A 17,303-nucleotide genomic window follows, 5' to 3' on the forward strand; every position below is an offset into this window, starting at 1 on the left:
AGCGGGTCGCGAGCCGACAGTGCCGCCGAACACGGCCGAACGGGTGCTGTAGATGTCTTGCGCCGCGCCGTAACGTGCCGGGCCATGAGGCTCGGGGTCGATCTCGGCACCTCCCACACCGTCGCGGTCGTGTCGCGGCCCGACGGCCGCGTCGATGCGCCGCTGTTCGGCAGCGCCATGCCGTGGCTGCACCTCATCGTCGCCCTCGGCCTGATCGCCGGCATCGGCGGGCCGTCCTGTCTCCGCTCGCGGGCGGTGCATGGGACCCGCCGGGCGTAGCGACGAAATCCGGAGTGTGTACGGTGCCATCGATGGACGACGAAGCGACCGGGGACGGCCACCGGCTCATCGGTGGGCGGTACCGGCTGGAGGACGTGCTGGGCGTTGGCGGCATGTCGACGGTGTGGCGCGCCCGCGACGAGGTCCTCGGGCGGCCCGTCGCGGTCAAGCTGCTGTCCGGGCAGTACGTGACCGACGCGCCGGCCCGGCGTCGCATCCGCGAGGAGGCGCGCGCGGCGGCCGCCCTGTCGCACCCGAACGTGGCGCAGGTCCACGACTACGGCGAGGCGATCGAGCACGGGCAGCCGATCCCGTACGTCGTGATGGAACTCGTCCCCGGACCGACCCTGCAGCAGCGGGCCGCGCGCGCGCCCCTGCCGCCGGCCGAGGTGTTCCGCATCGGCGCCGAGGTGGCCGCCGGCCTCGCCGCCGCGCACGCCGACGGGCTGGTGCACCGCGACGTGAAGCCGGCCAACGTGATCCTCTCCCCGGCGGGGGCCAAGGTCGTCGACTTCGGCATCGCGGCCGCGGCCGGGCCGCTGGCGTCGGGGGAGTACGGCGCGCAGGTGTTCGGCACGCCCGTGTACCTGGCCCCGGAGCGCGTCACCGGCGACACCGTCAACGCCGCCTCCGACGTGTACTCGCTCGGGATCGTGCTCTACAAGCTGCTCGCCGAGCGGCTGCCGTGGCCGGTGGCGTCGGCGACCGGCATCCTCGAGGCGCACCTGCACAAGACGCCGGACCCGCTGCCCGAGCGGCCCGGGGTGCCCCGCTTCGTCGCCGACCTGTGCCGGCGCTGCCTGGACAAGGACCCGGCCGCCCGGCCCACGGCGGCCGAGGTCGCCGCCGTGCTGGCGGAGGCGACCGGCCCGATCGCGGCGGCGCCCGGCACCGGCGCCGCCGGCTCGGGCGGCTGGCTGCCCGTGTGGTTCGCCGTGTCGGCCGCCGCCGTCGTCGCGGCCGTCGTCATCGCCTGGCAGTTCGCCGTCGCGCCGGAGCAGCAGCCGGCCGCCGAACGGCCCGCGAGGGGCGACCGCCCGGCGGCGTCGGGGGTGGCGGCGCCGAGGGGCTCCGGTGCGGCACCGACGCCGACGCCCGCCGGCGAGAACGGCCGGCCGCGGGCGGGCACGGCCACTGACCCCGCCGTCCCCGGCTCGGCCGGGGGGACGACCGGCGCGCCGCCGGCCACGACGAGCACCACGAGCGCGCCGCCCACCACGGGCGCGCCGTCCGCGCCGCGCACGTTCGAGACCGAGGGCGGCACCGTCCGCGCCGAGTGCACCGCGGCCGGGCAGGCCCACCTGCTGGAGTACACCCCGGCCAGGGCGTTCAGGGCGGAGCGGCCCGTGCCCGGGCCGGCGGCGTCCGTGTCCGTCGACTTCCGCCACGGCAACCGGACGCTCCGGGTCATCGTCACCTGCCCGGCCGGCACTCCGTCCGCCGACGTGACCGAGACGGGTGAGTAGATTCGCCGCTGTGTGGTAGGAGAGTGTCATGGGGACGGCCGTCGACGTGGTCGCGCTCGTGGCCTCCGCCGGCGGCCTCGGGGCGCTCACGACGGTCCTGCGCGGCCTGCCCGCCGACCTCGAGGCCGCAGTCGTCGTCCAGCAGCACCTCGCCGCGCGCAGCAGCGCCCTGCCGCAGGTCCTGGCCCGGCGCACCGGCCGGGCCGTGGCGGTCGCGGCCGACGGTGACCGGCTCACGCCCGGCGCCGTGCTGGTCTGCCCGCCGCGGCGGCACTTCGAGGTACTGCCCGACGGCACCTGCGCGCTCATGCCCTCCGCCGGGGCCCGCGAGCGCCCGCACGACGCGCTGCTGGTCTCCCTGGCCGACTCCTACGGCCCCCGTGCGCTCGCCGTGGTGCTCACCGGCATGCTCAACGACGGCGCGGCCGGCACGGCGGCGCTGAAGGCGGCCGGCGGGATGGTCATCGCGCAGAGCGAGGACACCGCCGAGCAGCCGTCGATGCCGCGCGCCGCCGCCGAGGCAGGCGCCGACCTGGTCCTGCCGCTGCACGAGATCGGCCCGGCGATCGCGAGCGCCGTGCGGGGCGGGCGCCTGCCGCGGGCCTCGGCCGAGGACGCGGCGGTCCGGGAGCTTTTCCGCGGTACCACCACCATGGAAAGCATCGCCCGGGACATCGACTGGTCGAAGACCCCGCTCGGACCCGTGGCCGGCTGGGATCCCACGCTGCGCACGATGGTGGCGCTGGTCATGGCGGCGCCGAAGCCGCTCAACCTGCTGTGGGGCGGGCAGCACATCCTGCTGTACAACGACGCCGCCATCGAACCCAGCGGCGCCAAGCATCCGGAGCAGTTCGCCCGCTCGAGCCTCGAGACGTGGGCGGAGGCGCGGCCAATCCTCGGGCCGCTGTACGACCGCGTGATGCGGGGCGAGACGGTGTACCGCCCGGACAGCGAGGGCCTCGTCCAGCGCCGCGGCCGGCCCGAGCTCGCCTGGTTCGACGTGTCCTACACGCCGGTCCGCGGCGAGGACGGCGCGATCGTCGGCATCCTGCAGGCCTCGCACGAGCGCACCGCCGAGGTCCTTGCCGCGCGCCGCCTGCAGGTGCTCAACCGCCTCGCCACCACGCCCGCGAGCTCCGGGCGGCGGGCTGCGCTGGAGGCGGCGCTGGCGGTGCTCGGCGACGCGCCCGACGTGGCGTTCGCCGTCGCGTACCTGCTCGACGCCGCCGGCACCCGGGCCGGCCTGGTCGGCGCGGTCGGCGTCGAGCCCGGCGGATCCCTCGCGCCGCGGGACGTGCGGGTCGCGGTCGGGGGCGCCTGGCCGCTGCAGAAGGTCGTCGCCGGCCGCGCCCCCGTCGTCGTCGACGACGTCGCCGCCCGCTTCCGCGGCCACCTCGTCGGCCCCGAGCGGCTCGCCCCCGACAGCGCGGCGCTGCACCCGCTGCGCGACGAGGCCGAGGACACCGTCGCCGGCGTGCTCGTGCTCGGCACGCACCCGCGGCTGCCCGTCGACGGCCCGTACCGCGAGTTCCTGTCCCTCATCGCCGAGACCGTCACCGCGAAGGTCGCCGAGTCGCACGCCCGGCAGCGCGAGCGCCAGCGCCTGGAGCGCCTGGCCGAGCTCGACCGGGCCAAGACCGAGTTCTTCACCAGCGTCAGCCACGAGTTCCGCACGCCGCTCACGCTCATGCTCGCCCCGCTCGAGGAGCTGCTGCGCCACCCCGAGCGCCCGACCGAGGAGCGCCTCGCCGACGTCGACCTGGTTCATCGCAACGCCCGCCGGCTGCTGCGGCTCGTCGGCGCCCTGCTCGACTTCTCCGCCGCCGAGGCGGGCCGGCTGCGGGCCGCGTTCGCGCCGACCGACCTCGCCGCGCTCACCGCGGAGATCGCCGTCATGTTCGCCGGCGCCGCGGACGCCGCCGGGCTGCGGCTCGTCATCGACGCGCCGCCGCTGCCGGAGCCGGTGTGGGTGGACGCGCAGATGTGGGAGAAGGTCGTGTCCAACCTGCTCTCCAACGCGCTGAAGTTCACCTGGCAGGGCACGGTCGAGGTACGCCTGCGGGCCCTTCCCCAGCACGCCGAGCTCGTCGTGCGGGACACGGGCGTCGGCATCCCCAGCGCCGAGGTGCCGCTGGTGTTTCAGCGCTTCCATCGCGTACCGCGGGCCCGTGCCCGCACGAGCGAGGGCGCCGGCATCGGCCTGGCGCTGGTCGAGCAGCTCGTGCGCCTGCACCACGGCCGCATCCGGGTCAGCAGCGTCGAGGGCGCCGGCACGACGTTCACCGTGTGGCTGCCGCTGTCGCGCCGGCCGGCCGCCGCGGAGGCGCCCGGCCCGTCGCCGCGCACCGGCTCGATCGCCGCCGCGATGGCCGGCGACGCGGCCCGGTGGGACGCCGAGCACGAGCGCGCGGTCGCGGCCCAGGGCGTGCTCGACCCGGCCGAGGCCCCGGCCCTGCCCCGCCGCGCCCCCGGCGCCCGGGTCCTCGTCGTGGAGGACAACGCCGACATGCGCGACTACCTCGGCCGCCTGCTCGGCGAGGCCTGGACGGTGACCGCCGCGCCGGACGGCGAGCAGGCGCTGCGCCTGGCCCGCGCCGCGCCGTTCGACATCGTCGTCGCCGACGTGATGATGCCCGCCCCGGACGGCTTCGCGCTGCTCAGCGCGATCCGCGGCGACGAGGCCCTGGCCCACGTGCCGGTCGTGCTGGTGACCGCGCGGGCCGGCGAGGAGAGCGCGATCGAGGGCCTGCTGGCCGGCGCCGACGACTACATCGTGAAGCCGTTCTCCGCCCGCGAGCTCGTGGCCCGGGTCGGCGCGCAGCTCGAGCTGGCCCGCCTGCGCCGCCGCACGGCGCGCCGCCAGGCCGTCCTGCTGCGCCTGTCCGACGTGCTGCGCCCGCTCGGCGAACCGCTCGAGGTCCAGACCGCCGCCGCCCGCGTGCTCGGCGAGCACCTGGCCGCGGCCCGGGTCACGTACGGCGAGGTCGCCCCGGGCGGCACGCACATGGTGACCGGCCCCGGCTACGTCGTCACGGGGCGGCCGAACCCGGCCGGGCGGTACCGGATGGCGGATTTCGGCGTCGCCCTCCTGGAGCGGCTGGCGGCCGGTGAGACGGTCGTCGTGGCGGACGTGAGCACGGATCCGCGGCTGCTCCCGGCGGAGCGGGAGGCCCTGGCCGGGCTCGGCGTCGCCGCCATGTGCCTGGTGCCGCTGATCAAGCGCGGCCGTTTCGTGTCCTGTCTCGGCGTGCAGCACGCCGAGGCGTACGCGTGGCCCGACGACGAGGTGGCCCTGGTCCGGGAGGTGGCGGAGCGCACGTGGGCGGAGGTGGAGCGCTCGCGCGCCCAGCAGCGCCTGGCGCTCGTCTTCCAGGCGCTGCCGGTCGGCGTGGCCGTCGTCGACGCGTCCGGCGCGATGCTGCTGGCCAACGAGCACATGCGCCGGTACGTGCCGACGGGCGTCATCCCGTCCAGCGACCCGTCGCGCGTGGCCCGCTGGCAGGGCGTCGACGCGGACGGCACGGTCGTGGCCCCGAGCGACTTCCCCGTGGCGCGGGCGCTGCGCGGCGACACCGTCGTGCCGGGCCTGCCGATGCGCTACACGGCCGACGACGGCACACAGGCGTGGACGCTGATAGCGTCGGCCCCGATCCGCGACCGCGCGGGCCACGTCACGGGCGCCTTCGCGCTGGTCATCGACATCGACCAGCTGAAGAAGGGCTGAGCATCGCATCGCGTGACGGCGCCGTCACGCGATTGGAGATCAGTTTGGTGGCGGGCTGTAAGCTCAAGGTGAGAAATCGGCCGCGCCGCCGCAGGGCACTTGCGCCACGCGTCGAAGGGGTCGCTCACTCGGACAGACGGCGGCGGATGAAGCCCAGGGCGTGGTTCAGCAGGCGCGACACGTGCATCTGCGACATCCCGACCTGCTCACCGATCTGGGCCTGGGACAGGTTGCCGAAGAAGCGCAGCGACAGGATCCGCTGCTCGCGCTCCGGCAGGCGGCCGATGATCCGGCGCAGCGACTCCCGCGCGTCGACCAGGCCGTATTCGGGGGCCTCGGCGCCCAGCACGTCCAGGATCGTGGCGTCGGTGTCCAGGCCGGCGGCGGGCGCCGCGGCGACCGGCGTGTCGACCGACACCGGGCGATAGGCGCGCAGCGCGCTCATCAGCTCGATGATCCGCTCCTCGGGCACGCCGACCTCCGCCGCCAGCTCGGCCGTCGTGGGGGCGTGGCCGAGGCGCTGCGTCAGGGCGTCGCGGGTCTGGTTCACCGCCATGCGCAGCTCCTGCAGGCGGCGGGGCAGGCGCACCCCGGACGAGCGGTCGCGGAAGTGGCGCTTGAGCTCGCCGACGATGGTCGGGGTGGCGTAGGTCGGGAACTCGATCCCGCGGTCGGGGTCGAAACCGTCGACCGCCTTGACCAGGCCCAGCGCGGCCACCTGGGACAGATCGGCCAGGGGCTCGCCGGCGCCGGCGTAGCGGCGGGCCAGGCGGTGCGCGGCCGGCAGGCTCCGCTCGATCACGGCGCGGCGGGCGGCCGCCCGGGCCGGGTCGGTGGGGTGCATCGCGTGCAGCTGCAGCAGCCGGCCGGTCACGTCGGCCGGCCAGTGGCCGTAGCCGACCTCGATCGAGCCGAGGTCGACCGGGTCGGCGGCCGGGCCCGGCCAGGTCACCGCGTCGTACGCGGCCAGGGTCTTCGCGACGCCGGCGATCTCCAGGGCCGTCAGGACGACGCCCGCGGCGTTGGCGGTGCGCAGCTCGGTGCCGACCTGGGCGCCGCGCTGGTGCAGGTACAGCAGGACCCTGATCGCCGCGGCGTCGACCAGGCGGGCGCCGGCCAGGTCGAGCGTGACGCCGGCCGCGCCGTCGTCGAACAGGCCGAGCACGATGCGGCGCAGGTAGGGCGCCGAGGCGTAGTCCAGCGGCCCGCCGATCTCGACGAGGCGTTCGCCCTGCCTGTCCGCCACCGCGATCGTGAGCTCCATCCGGCCTCCTCGAAGCAGGTTAAGCCGAGGAGCGCGGCGGCGCAGGCGGAGCGGGCGAATCGGCACCCGGCACGGGCTCCATGACGACGATCGCGCCGATGATGCCGTCCGGCTCGCCGGTCAGCGGGGAGCAGCCGAAGCGCAGGCGCACCGGCCGGCCGCGGCGGTCGACGACGGGGTGTTCGGACTCCAGGCGCGGGGAGGCGCCGGCCAGGACCTCGCGGACCGCCGGGCGCAGCCGCTCGACCGGCAGGCCGCTGTCGAGGTCGAGCAGGTGCCGGCCGACCGTCTCGTCCGAGCGCAGGCCCCACAGGTCCGACGCGCCGCTGTTCCACACCAGCACGTGCATGCTGCGGTCGAGGACGATCACGCCGGCGCGCAGGCTGGACAGGACCGCGGCCATGAAGCGGTTGGCGTCGCCGAGCTCGGCGGTGCGGTCGCGCAGCTCGTCGTTGGCCGACTGCAGCTCCTCGTTCATCGTCTCGAGCTCCTCGTTGGTCGACTGGAGCTCCTCGTTGGTGGTCTCCAGCTCCTCGACCGTGGACTGCAGCTCCTCGTTGGTCGTCTCGAGCTCCTCGTTCGCCGACTGCAGCTCCTCGTACGCGGCCTCCAGCTGCCGGTTGGCCCGCTCGAGGTCCTCCTGCAGGCGGCGGGCGGCGGTGACGTCGTGGACGGCGACGAGCACGGTCGGGCGCTCGCCGGGCTCGTCGGGCAGCGGGTCGATGCGCACGTCGAGGTACGCGGGCTCCTCGGCGCCGGCGTCGTCGACCTGCAGGGCGCGCCGCTCGTCCTGGGCCCGCTCGACGTGGCCGCGCAGGCCGGCGAAGCGCGGCGGCAGGGCCAGGTCGCGCAGCGGGCGGCCGGCGTCACCGGGGCCGATGCCCAGCAGCGCGCCGGCCCGCCGGTTCGCCAGCGTCACGATGCCCTCGCCGGTCACGACGAGCTGGGCGACGGGCCCGGCCAGGAACGCCTCGGTGCGCAGCCGCTCCAGGCTCGGCGAGTCCTCGCACGGCGGGTCGGGGATCGGCGCCGCCCCGCACGCCGCCGCGGCCCGGCGGAAGATGCGCTGCGGCAGGTCGACGGGGGTGAACAGCGCGCCGTGGCGCAGCAGCATCTCGGCCTTGCCGAGGAACAGCGCGCCGTGCGGGGCGAGGGCGAAGTGCAACCGGGAGACGATGCGCGCCTGCGTCTCGGCGTTGAAGTACATGAGCGTGTTGCGGCACACGAGCAGGTCGATGCGCCCGATCGGCGCGTCCTGGACCAGATCGTTGCGGCCGAAGACGATCGAACGGCGCAGATCCTTGCGGAAGGTGTACCGCCCGTCGCCCCGCTCGAAGTAGCGCTCGACCCGCTCGGGCGCGACGTGCTGCAGCTCGGCGGCGGTGTACACCCCCTGCCGGGCGGTGACCAGCGCCTCCTCGTCGACGTCGGTCGCGTAGATCTTGACCCGGTCGCGGAAGCGCTCGGGGCCGAGCGCGTCGGCCATGATCATGGCGAGGCTGTACGCCTCCTCGCCGGACGCGCAGCCGGCGCTCCACACCCGCAGCGGGCCGGTGCGCTCCGCCTGCTCGGCCAGCAGCGCCGGCAGCACGGTGCGGGCCAGCGCCGCCCACGCGTCCGGGTCGCGGAAGAACCCGGTCACGTTGATCAGGATCGTGTTGAACAGCGCGGTGAACTCGTCGGGATGGACCTGCAGGTAGTCGAGGTACTCCGCGTGGTCGGCCACCGGCAGCTGCGCCATGCGCCGCCCGACCCGCCGGGTCAGGCTGGAACGCTTGTATCCGGTGAAGTCGAAGCCGCGGGCCTCTTTGAGGTACACCAGCAAAGCCTCGAAATCGGAGCCGGCCTCAATCACCGGGCCACGCTACCGCGTCGATGGTCGCCGCAGCGTCGCCCACACCACCTTTCCCTCGCCGGTTGGCATCCACCCCCAGGAGGACGCCAGCCCCTCGACGATCAGGAGCCCGCGCCCCGGGTCGTCCTCGTCCGGGTCGCCGCTGCGGCGGACCGGCAGCGGGCTGGCGTCGTGGACGGCGAGGTGCAGGTGCCGCTCGCGCAGGGCGACGGCGACGCGGATCTGGGTGCCGGCGTGCTCGACGGCGTTGGCGACCAGCTCGGTCACGACGAGCGCGGCGGTGTCGGCCAGCGGCGCGAGGTCCCACCGCGCGCACGCCCCGTCGACCAGGGCCCGGGCCCGGGCGGTCGCCCCCGGCGCCGGCAGCAGCTCGGTCTCGGCGCGCAGCGGCCCGGTCCGGCGGGCGTGCTCGTCGCGCGCCTGCTCGACGCTCGGCAGCAGCCGCACCTGGCGGGTCACGGCCAGCCGCTCCAGCTGCTCGCGCAGCACCGCACCCGCGGCGGCCAGCATCACGTCGACGCCGTCCTCGGCGGCCTGGCGGGCCAGGGCCGGGAACACGGTCAGGGCGATGTCGTCGACCGCCTCCAGCCCGGACACGTCGAGGACCAGCAGCTCCGGCCGGTCCGTGAGGGCCTTCAGCGCGGCCCGGCGCAGCCCGGCCACGCTGGACAGCGTCAGGGGCCCGGCCGCGCGCAATACGGCCACGGGCAGATCCGGCTCATACCCGCAGACCAGCTCGTCGCCGCTCACAGTCACCGAGTTTAGCGCCCGGCCGTTGAACCTTCACCCGAGCGGGACCCGTAGTCGCTGATAGGTGGTCAGATCGGCGACGGCGAGATCGGGGGCGGTGGACGGTGTCGGAACCGCACTTCGCATACGGCGTGGCGACCGCGCCCGGCACGGCCGCGCCACGGCGGCCGGCCGCGTACGGGCGCCCGGCGCCGGTCACGGCGGTCCCGGCGACGGCGGTCCCCGCGACCGCGGTGCCGGGCGGCGGCGCGGACTGGTACGGCCCGGACCGGTGGGGCGGCTGGGACGGCCCGGTCCCGCCGCCCCGCCCTCCGCACTGGCACCGCCCGCCCGAGTGGGACGAGCCGCGGCCCCGCCCGGTCCGCCGCCTGCTGCGCTGGATCGTCGGCGCCATCGCGATCGTCGGGCTGGCCCTCGCGGTCGCCGCGGCCGGCCTGGCCGCGATCGTCGGCGCCCGCAACCCGGGTCCGTCGCCGCGCGCGTCGGCGCCGGCCGAGCCGAACGTGGCCGCCCCGCTGCTGCCGACGGACGGGCCGGGGGAGTCGCCGAGCGCGGCAGTGTCACCGACCCCGACCCGGGCGCTGAACACGCCGGAGATCATCGCGGCGGTGAACAGGAGCGTCGTGAACATCACCAGCACGCTCGGCCTGCGCAACACCCGCGTCGCCGGCACCGGCGTCATCCTCAACGCGAGCGGCCTGGTCCTGACCAACAACCACGTCATCGCCGGCGCGACCTCGATCAGCGCCGTCGCCGTGGTCAACGGGCGGACGTTTCAGGCCGGCGTCGTGGGGTACGACCGCTCGCACGACATCGCGGTGATCCAGCTCGCCGGCGCGAGCGGCCTGCCCCGCCTCGGCGTCGCCGACTCCGGCCAGGTGAAGGTCGGCGACCCGATCGTCGCGGTCGGCAACGCCGGCGGGCAGGGCGGCACCCCCGAGGCGGTGACCGGCTCGGTGACCGGCCTCAACCGCTCGATCAACGCCCAGGACCCCGACGGCGGCGCCTCGCGGCGCCTCGACGGCCTCATCCAGGTCGCCGCGGACATCCGGGCCGGCGACTCCGGCGGCCCGCTCGTCGACCGGACCGGCCGGCTCATCGGCATCAACACCGCCGCGTCGATCGACCCGCGCGACCAGAGCCCGGCCGGCCAGGGCTTCGCGGTGCCGAGCAACACCGCGGTCGGCATCGCCTCGCGCATCCAGTCCGGCCAGGGCTCGGCGACGATCCACATCGGCGCGACGGCGCTGCTCGGCGTCGCCGCGCGGGACGCGAGCGGCCGCACGCCGGGCGCCGAGGTGACCGGCGTCGTCTCCGGCAGCCCGGCCGCCCGCGCCGGCCTGGCCGAGGGCGACGTGATCCGCGCGGTCGACGGGACCGGCGTCGGCTCGGCCGCGGACCTCACGTCGGCGATCGACCTGCACCATCCGGGCGACGAGGTCCGCGTGGACTGGGTGGACCGCTCGGGCCGTTCCCGTTCCGCCACGGTACGCCTGGCCACCGGCCCGGCCGGCTGACGCCTATGGTGTGCAGGTGTCCCGCGACGACGAGCGGCCGGCCCGGCTCGAGGACGTCCACGCCCTCGCCGAGGCGATGCCGCACGTCACCGTGGTCTACGGCAGCGGGGACAACCCGGTGTACCAGGTGGGCGGGAAGTCCTTCGTGTTCTTCCGCACCCCGCGCCCGGACGCGTTCGACCCGCAGACCGGCGAACGGTACTCGGACGTGATCGTGTTCTGGGTCGAGTCCGAGGCCGACAAGCAGGCCCTGATCCAGGACGCGACGACGCCGTTCTTCACCACGCCCCATTTCGACGGCCACCCGTCGGTCCTGCTGCGCGCCGCCCGCCTCGGCGAGCTCACCCGCCGCGAGGTGGCCGAGCTCGTCCAGGACGCCTGGCTGTCGCGCGCCTCGGCCCGCCGCGCGAGCGCCTGGCTGCGCGACCACCCCCGCTGACGCGGCTACCGCAGCCCGAGGCGCTTGGCCCAATAGCCGGCGCCCGGCGCGTCCGGATTGTGCCGGTAGTAGGCGACGATCGACGACGTCTTGAGCCCGCCCTGCCGCGCGACCCGCTTGACCAGCGGCGCGGGCAGCGCCGGCGGAGGTTCCGCGACGAAGTAGTCCTCGGGGAGATCCCGCGGAAGTTCGACCGCCGGCACCGGGCCGAGCGCGCGGCTCACATCGCGGATCACGAGCTCCAGCAGCCGCGCCGGATCCCGCTCGGCGAACGGCTCGAGGTCCGGCGTGAGCACCAGGACGAGCGGCTCGTGGCCCCGCCGGCCCGGATCGGCGCACAGCGCCCGGCGGACGGCCTCGACGACGTGGTCGTACGCCAGCGGCCACCCCTCGGCGATCGGCCACTCGACGTCGATGGACAGCCAGTCGTCGCTGCGCATCTCGTAGCTGACCCTGGTGGTGTACTCCCAGGGCCGCCCGGTCGCCCGCTCGTACGCGTCCGGCGCGACGGCCAGCAGCGGCTCGGCGTCGCGGTCGACGAACCTGCCGAAGCGCTCGGGCCGCCGCACGACCCGGTCGAAGGCCCGCTTCCCGGCGGCCACCACGGCGCAGCGGGCGTAGAGGTAGGAGTCGTCGCCGACCGTGTACGGCCGGATCTCGGCGAAGTGCGCCGGTGTGTCGATGTCGTGCAGGGCCTGGGCGAGCTGTTCGGCGAACCCCTCGGCGGCCTCGGGCCCGAGCCGGGCGAGCTCGTCCGTCATCCCCTGGTAGTCCGGGTGGTCGCCGCCGTGCGCGGCGACCAGCGCCCAGAGGTCACCCCGCTCGATCGGCGTCACGCCTTCCATGGTGGCCCGGTAGGTGCCGTAAGGTCCGGCTTTGCTGAGATTCGTTGCGCCGGCCACGAAGGAGTACCCGATGTCGCACGAACGCCAGGGAATCGCCGAGCTGCCGATCGCCGATCGGGGCGCCGGGCCGTACGGCGTCACGACCGGCCCGGACGGCGCGCTGTGGTACACCGGCAACCGCGACCACCGGATCGGGCGGGTCACCACCGACGGCGTGGCCACGTCGTTCGCCACGCCGACGCCGGGCAGCGGACCGTTCGGGATCACCGTCGGGCCCGACGGCGCCGTCTGGGTGGCCCTGGAAACCGGCGCGGCGGCCCGCCTCGCACCATAGGCGCCCGTACGCTGGCGGCCATGTCCACGTGCGAACCGCCGCCGATGCCGTACGCCCCGCCGGCCCCCGCGCGCGGCGGGCGGCTGCTGTGGCTGTGGCTCCTGCTGGCCCTCGTCGCGCTCGTGCTCGTGGCCGCGGGGGCGACCGTGCTGCTGCTGTCGCGGCGGTGGGACGGCAGGGCGGCCACGGGGGACGCCGCCATCACCGTGCGGCTGCTGGGGGCCGACGGGGCGAAGCCGTCCGGCGACGCGGTGCAGCAGACGAGGAAGATCCTGCTCGAGCGGATGCGCCAGCTCGACCTGGAGCGGCCGACGGTGACCGCGCAGGGCGACGACACGCTGCTCGTCACCGCCGCGGCCAAGGACGCCGAGCGGGTCAAGGCCGTGCTCGTGCCCGGCAACCTGACGTTCCGGCTGGTGCTCGGGCAGGTTTCCGCGCCCGGGGACGCCGGGTGCAAGGCGGACCCGCAGGCGCCGACCGGCCGGGCCGCGGCGCTGGAGTCGGCGAAGGGCAAGCTCGGCGCCGCCTACGACGCGGCCGTGGCGCTCAAGGAGCCGGCCGAGGCGTCCGCGGCCGGGGCGCTCACCGGGTTCGACACGCTGACTTGTGCCGAGGTGGCGGCGCTGCCGCCCGCGGTGCAGTACAACGTGCCCGGCGTCACCTGCGCGATGCTCGACGGGCGGCCGGCCGGCGGGGTCGAGGACGGCGCGCAGGGGGTGGCGTGCGACGAGGGGCGCATCAAGTACCTCATGGACGTGGCCGAGGTGACCGGCGCGGACCTCGCCTCGGCCAAGGCACAGAACGACCCGCAGGCCGGCGGCTGGAACGTCCTCATCCGCTTCAGCGCCGGCGGGCAGCCGCGGTGGACGGCGCTGACCAGGGAGGCCATGGACAAGGGGCAGTCCTCCGGCGTGAGCGCCCAGGTCGCCGTGCTCATGGACAACCAGGTCGTGACCGCCCCGGCGATCCAGGCCGTCATCCCCGGCGACGCGCAGGTCTCCGGCGGGGACCTGTCGAGCAGGGACGGGGCGAGCGCCCTGGCCGCCACGCTGAGCCACGGGGTGCTGCCGCTGCGGCTGGTCATCACCGGCGTCGGCAGCACCCCGTGAACCGTCAGGAGGCGTACGCCTCCAGCTCGTAGATGCGGGCGGCGGTGTCGGTGTCGCTGGTCGGGGTGATGATGTTCAGCCTGATGTATCGGGCCTGGCGGGGCGTGAACGTGTGGGTCGTCACCGCCGCGGTGTTGCCGCGCGGCGAGGCGACCGTCGTCCAGGTGTTGCCGTCGGTGCTCACCTGGATGTCGAAGTCCTTCGTGTTCCAGCTGGCCTTCTCGCCGCCGGCCGCGGCGTGGCGCAGCACGACCTTGCCGACGGTCTGGGGGGAGCCGAGGTCGACACGCAGGAACCGGTTGGAGCCGAGCGCGCACCACTTGTCGGCGTTGCCGCCGGTCCAGGAGCCGTTGACGGCCTTCTCCGGGCCCTCCGTCGCCGCGCACTGGCCCGAGGCCGTGGCCGGCTTGTTCAGGGCCAGGTTGGTGGGAGCGGCGGTGTCGGGGACGAACAGCTTGATGTCGGTGAGGCTGGCGCTGCCCTCGTAGACGTTGGTGTACAGGTCGCCGATGACGAAGTAGTCCGGGTACGCCGAGCCGGCCGGCCACTGGTTGGGCCACGACGCGCTGCCGTGCGCGTCGTTCTGGGTCAGCGTGCCGTTGAACTGGCCGTTGTACTCCGCCGCGGTCGTGTTGTAGTGCCAGATCGGCACGTTGTTGACGACGAAGTTGCGGTGGAAGCGCAGCGTCTTCTGGCCGACGCGGGCGAAGTTGCCGCTGGCCTCGAGCGTGTAGCCGGTCGCGTCGCGCTCGATGGCGAACGTGTAGTACGTGTTGGGCATCAGCTCCGGCTGCAGCTCGGCGGCGCTGGACAGCTGGTTCTCGGCGGCCCCGCCGGAGCAGCTGGTCATGAACCACTGGGAGTTGCCGGGCAGGCCGCCGGGGCCGGGATTCCAGTTCGGCATCCCGCTCATCCACATGTTGACGGTGTTGAAGTTGCCGTCGCGATAGTTGTAGTACGTGTTGGTGTTCGAGTCGCAGACCCGCCCGCCGGTGCCGGTGCCGATGCGGTCCGGGTGCTGGGCGAACTGGTCCATGAGCACCTTGCGGTGGTAGTGCCAGAAGTGGTTGTTGCGCGGGGCCGGGTTGGCGAAGTCCACAATGGACAGGTAGTGGAAGCCGTTGTACCCGAACGGGCCCTCGCGGTCGTCCTGCCACTGGCAGTACGGCACGGAGGCGTCGCCGGTCCAGCCGGCGGAGCGCGAGCCCTCGCCCCACGGGTGCTGGGTCTTGCAGCCCGTGGTGCTGTACCCGTTGATCTTGCCGTTGTAGTTGATGGTGCCGTTGCGCTTGCCGCCGAAGTCCAGCGTCTTGAGCTTGTACTCGATGCGGTACTGGTCCGGCAGCCTGTTGGTGGGCCGGAAAATGGCGCCGCCGGTGCTCTCGGGGACGTTGAGCACGGCGACGTGCTCGCTGCCCAGCGCCTGGGTGGTGATGCTCGGCGGCTGCTCGATGACGCCGTCCTTGTTGAAGTCACGCGCCGACAGCGACGCGGTCAGCCAGCCGTCCTGGCCGACGCGGAACTCCTTGCGGTAGGTGGCGAACGAGTTGAGCTGGGTGTCCCAGGCCGAGCCGTAGTCGTTGTGGTACCACAGGCCGGCGTCGTCGGTGATGTTGTCGAACCCGGTCGCGTAGGTGTCCCTCACCCACGGCACCGTGTCGCTGTTGAACGCGGTGCCGAAGTTCTCGGAATACAACAACTTCCACGTCGGGGCGGCGACCGCCGACGACAGCGGGACGAAGACGAGGGAACTCGCCATCAGGGTCGCGGCCACGAACTTGTGCAGTCTCATACGGACTCCTCAGCTGTTCATGTACTGCGCGGCGGTTTCCTTGGTGATCTGCGGCGACGGGACGACGGTGTCCTTCTCGACCTTGGCCCCGCCGAGCACCTCGACGGTCCGGTCCAGCGCCAGCTTGCCGATGACGTTGGGGCTGTTGAGCCCGGTCACGACGTAGTTGGTGCCGTCCTGGATGGCCTTGAGCGCCTCGGCCTGCCCGTCGACGCCGGCGAGCACGATCTGGGCGGTCTTGTTCGCCGACGCGACCGCCCGCTGCGCGCCGAGGCACATCGCGTCGTTCTCGCAGAACACGGCGACCAGGTCCGGGTGCTTCGCCAGCAGCCCCTCCATGACGGTGAGGCCGCCGTCGGAGCCCCAGTTGCCGAAGTCGGGCGCCTCGACCAGGGTGAAGCGGGAGTCCTTGCCAAGCACCGACTTGAGCCCGTTGGTGCGGGCCAGGCCGATCGAGTTGTCGGCGGGGCCGCCCTTGATGATGGCGACCTTGCCGCCGGCGGTCAGCTTCTGGGCGAGGAACTGCCCGTCCTGCTTGCCGATGGCCTCGTTGTCGGGGCCGATCCAGCTGGTGTACTCCCCGACGGCGAACTTGCGGTCGACGAGCACGACGGGCTTGCCGGCCGCCTTGATCGCGTTCAGCGTGGCCGGCGCGGACTCGAGGGGGCCGCCGGAGATGATGACGGCGTCGACGTTCTTGCTCAGCAGGTCCTCGACGTTGGCGGCGAGCTTCGCCGCGTCGCCGCCGGCGTCGGTGCTGATCGTCTTGACGTTGCCCTTCGTCTTGGCCTGCGCGGCGATGGCGGCGTCCATGCCGCTGAAGTACGGCCCGCTGAGCAGGAAGTTGGCGATGCCGATCGTGTACGTCTTGGCGCCGCCGGCGGAGTCGTCGCCCTTGCAGGCGGCGGCCGGCAGCACCAGGCCGGCGATGGCTAAGCCGGCGAGGAGTTTCTTCATGCGCGTCCCTTCACGGTGCGCGGCCGGTTCGTGCGCTGCACGAGGATGACCGCGATGATGATCAGGCCCTTCGCCACCTGCTGCCAGAAGCTCTGCACCCCGTAGAGGTTCAGCAGGTTGTTGATGAGGACCAGGACGAGCACCCCGCCGAAGGCACCCTTGGCCGAACCCTTGCCGCCGGCCAGGCTCGCGCCGCCGATGACACAGGCCGCGATCGCGTCGAGCTCGAACGCCACGCCGACGCTGGGTTGGGCGATGCCGACCCGGCTGGTGAGGATGACACCCGCCAGGCCGGCGCAGAAGCCGCTGATGACGTACGCCAGGATGACGTGCCGGCGCACGTTGATGCCCGCGAGGCGGACCGTCTCGGCATTGCCGCCGATGGCGACGATGGAGCGCCCGGCCGGGGTCCGTTCCAGGAACACCCAGCCGACGGCGAAGACGGCCAGCATCACGAGCGTGATCAGCGGTATCGGCCCGGCCATCGCCGAGCCGAGCCACAGGAACCCCGGATCCGCCGGGGAGATCGGCACCTCGGAGTACACGAACGCCAGGCCCCGGATCGTGGTCAGCGCCGCGAGGGTCACCACGAACGGGGCGAGGGCGAAGCGGGCGACGAGGACGCCGTTGAGCGCGCCGAAGCCCGCGCCGCCGGCGATGCCGACCGCCATGGCGAGGGGGATCGGCAGGTCGGCGGCGAGCCCGGCGGTGACGATGCCGGAGAACGCGACGACGGAGCCGACGGACAGGTCGATGCCGCCGGTGAGGATGACCACGAGCATCCCGAACGCGAGCAGCCCGGTGGTGACCATCTGCTTGAGCAGGTTGGTGAGGTTGGTCTGGGACAGGAAGCTGTCCGACGTGGTCGCCGCGACCACGACGAGCGCGACGATCAGCAGCGTGAACGCCAGCTCCACGGTGATGTCCCGCCCGCGGACCCTGACCGCGAGAGTGCTCATGCGGACACCTCCG

General features: G+C 74.2%; 14 protein-coding genes. 7 read left to right on the plus strand and 7 right to left on the minus strand.

Annotated features, from left to right (window positions below; all coding sequences use genetic code 11):
• Positions 1-84: 84 nt before the first annotated feature.
• The 3 genes from ACQEVU_RS23150 to ACQEVU_RS23160 are packed head-to-tail and all read left to right on the plus strand — an operon-like array spanning position 85 to position 5,469.
• Positions 85-279 carry a hypothetical protein gene (locus ACQEVU_RS23150; RefSeq protein ID WP_433326819.1) on the plus strand — a complete coding sequence of 65 codons (195 nt, stop codon included), beginning with the start codon at positions 85-87 and terminating at the stop codon, positions 277-279.
• A gap of 32 nt (positions 280-311) precedes the next feature.
• Positions 312-1,745 carry a protein kinase domain-containing protein gene (locus tag ACQEVU_RS23155; protein ID WP_433326821.1) on the plus strand — a complete coding sequence of 478 codons (1,434 nt, stop codon included), beginning with the start codon at positions 312-314 and terminating at the stop codon, positions 1,743-1,745.
• 28 nt (positions 1,746-1,773) lie between these two features.
• Complete coding sequence (locus ACQEVU_RS23160) at positions 1,774-5,469, plus strand: chemotaxis protein CheB (RefSeq protein WP_433326823.1); 3,696 nt, start codon at positions 1,774-1,776, stop codon at positions 5,467-5,469.
• Between the two features lie 124 nt (positions 5,470-5,593).
• Here the strand turns inward: ACQEVU_RS23160 and ACQEVU_RS23165 are convergent, their stop codons facing one another.
• From ACQEVU_RS23165 to ACQEVU_RS23175, 3 genes are read right to left on the minus strand one after another with little or no spacing between them, the layout of a single operon-like run.
• Positions 5,594-6,733, minus strand: coding sequence for a SigB/SigF/SigG family RNA polymerase sigma factor (locus tag ACQEVU_RS23165; RefSeq protein ID WP_433326825.1), 1,140 nt, complete (start codon positions 6,731-6,733; stop codon positions 5,594-5,596).
• Positions 6,734-6,752: 19 nt separating this feature from the next.
• On the minus strand, positions 6,753-8,588 hold the full coding sequence (locus ACQEVU_RS23170) for a CheR family methyltransferase (protein ID WP_433326827.1): 1,836 nt from the start codon (positions 8,586-8,588) through the stop codon (positions 6,753-6,755).
• Positions 8,589-8,597: 9 nt separating this feature from the next.
• Positions 8,598-9,338, minus strand: a complete 741-nt coding sequence (locus ACQEVU_RS23175; RefSeq protein ID WP_433326829.1) for an ATP-binding protein — start codon at positions 9,336-9,338, stop codon at positions 8,598-8,600.
• 104 nt (positions 9,339-9,442) lie between these two features.
• Between ACQEVU_RS23175 and ACQEVU_RS23180 the strand changes: the two genes are divergently transcribed.
• Both ACQEVU_RS23180 and ACQEVU_RS23185 read left to right on the plus strand, forming a co-directional pair.
• Positions 9,443-10,855, plus strand: a complete 1,413-nt coding sequence (locus tag ACQEVU_RS23180) for a S1C family serine protease (RefSeq protein WP_433326831.1) — start codon at positions 9,443-9,445, stop codon at positions 10,853-10,855.
• A gap of 16 nt (positions 10,856-10,871) precedes the next feature.
• Positions 10,872-11,294 carry an MmcQ/YjbR family DNA-binding protein gene (locus tag ACQEVU_RS23185; protein ID WP_433326833.1) on the plus strand — a complete coding sequence of 141 codons (423 nt, stop codon included), beginning with the start codon at positions 10,872-10,874 and terminating at the stop codon, positions 11,292-11,294.
• 5 nt (positions 11,295-11,299) lie between these two features.
• On the opposite strand, the gene ACQEVU_RS23190 is transcribed toward ACQEVU_RS23185, so the two are convergent.
• Positions 11,300-12,130: a DUF4240 domain-containing protein gene (locus tag ACQEVU_RS23190; RefSeq protein WP_433326835.1), complete on the minus strand. Its 831-nt coding sequence runs from the start codon at positions 12,128-12,130 to the stop codon at positions 11,300-11,302.
• Positions 12,131-12,209: 79 nt separating this feature from the next.
• Here ACQEVU_RS23190 and ACQEVU_RS23195 point away from each other — a divergent pair, with 79 nt between their 5' ends.
• Together ACQEVU_RS23195 and ACQEVU_RS23200 are read left to right on the plus strand one after the other, a co-directional pair.
• Positions 12,210-12,473 (plus strand): virginiamycin B lyase family protein, encoded by a 264-nt coding sequence (locus ACQEVU_RS23195; protein WP_433326837.1) that lies wholly within the window; start codon positions 12,210-12,212, stop codon positions 12,471-12,473.
• Between the two features lie 20 nt (positions 12,474-12,493).
• Positions 12,494-13,582, plus strand: a complete 1,089-nt coding sequence (locus ACQEVU_RS23200; RefSeq protein WP_433326839.1) for a SecDF P1 head subdomain-containing protein — start codon at positions 12,494-12,496, stop codon at positions 13,580-13,582.
• Between the two features lie 4 nt (positions 13,583-13,586).
• Here ACQEVU_RS23200 and ACQEVU_RS23205 read toward each other — a convergent pair whose 3' ends face one another.
• The 3 genes from ACQEVU_RS23205 to ACQEVU_RS23215 are packed head-to-tail and all read right to left on the minus strand — an operon-like array spanning position 13,587 to position 17,290.
• Complete coding sequence (locus tag ACQEVU_RS23205; RefSeq protein ID WP_433326841.1) at positions 13,587-15,374, minus strand: discoidin domain-containing protein; 1,788 nt, start codon at positions 15,372-15,374, stop codon at positions 13,587-13,589.
• Positions 15,375-15,383: 9 nt separating this feature from the next.
• A complete protein-coding gene (locus ACQEVU_RS23210) occupies positions 15,384-16,331 on the minus strand; it encodes a substrate-binding domain-containing protein (protein WP_433326843.1) in 948 nt (315 codons plus the stop codon).
• Positions 16,328-17,290 (minus strand): ABC transporter permease, encoded by a 963-nt coding sequence (locus ACQEVU_RS23215; RefSeq protein ID WP_433326845.1) that lies wholly within the window; start codon positions 17,288-17,290, stop codon positions 16,328-16,330. Before ACQEVU_RS23215 ends, ACQEVU_RS23210 begins: the two co-directional genes overlap by 4 nt.
• Between the last annotated feature and the right edge of the window lie 13 nt (positions 17,291-17,303).

Source organism: Dactylosporangium sp. CA-139066, from assembly GCF_050936175.1.
Taxonomy (GTDB): Bacteria; Actinomycetota; Actinomycetes; order Mycobacteriales; family Micromonosporaceae; genus Dactylosporangium.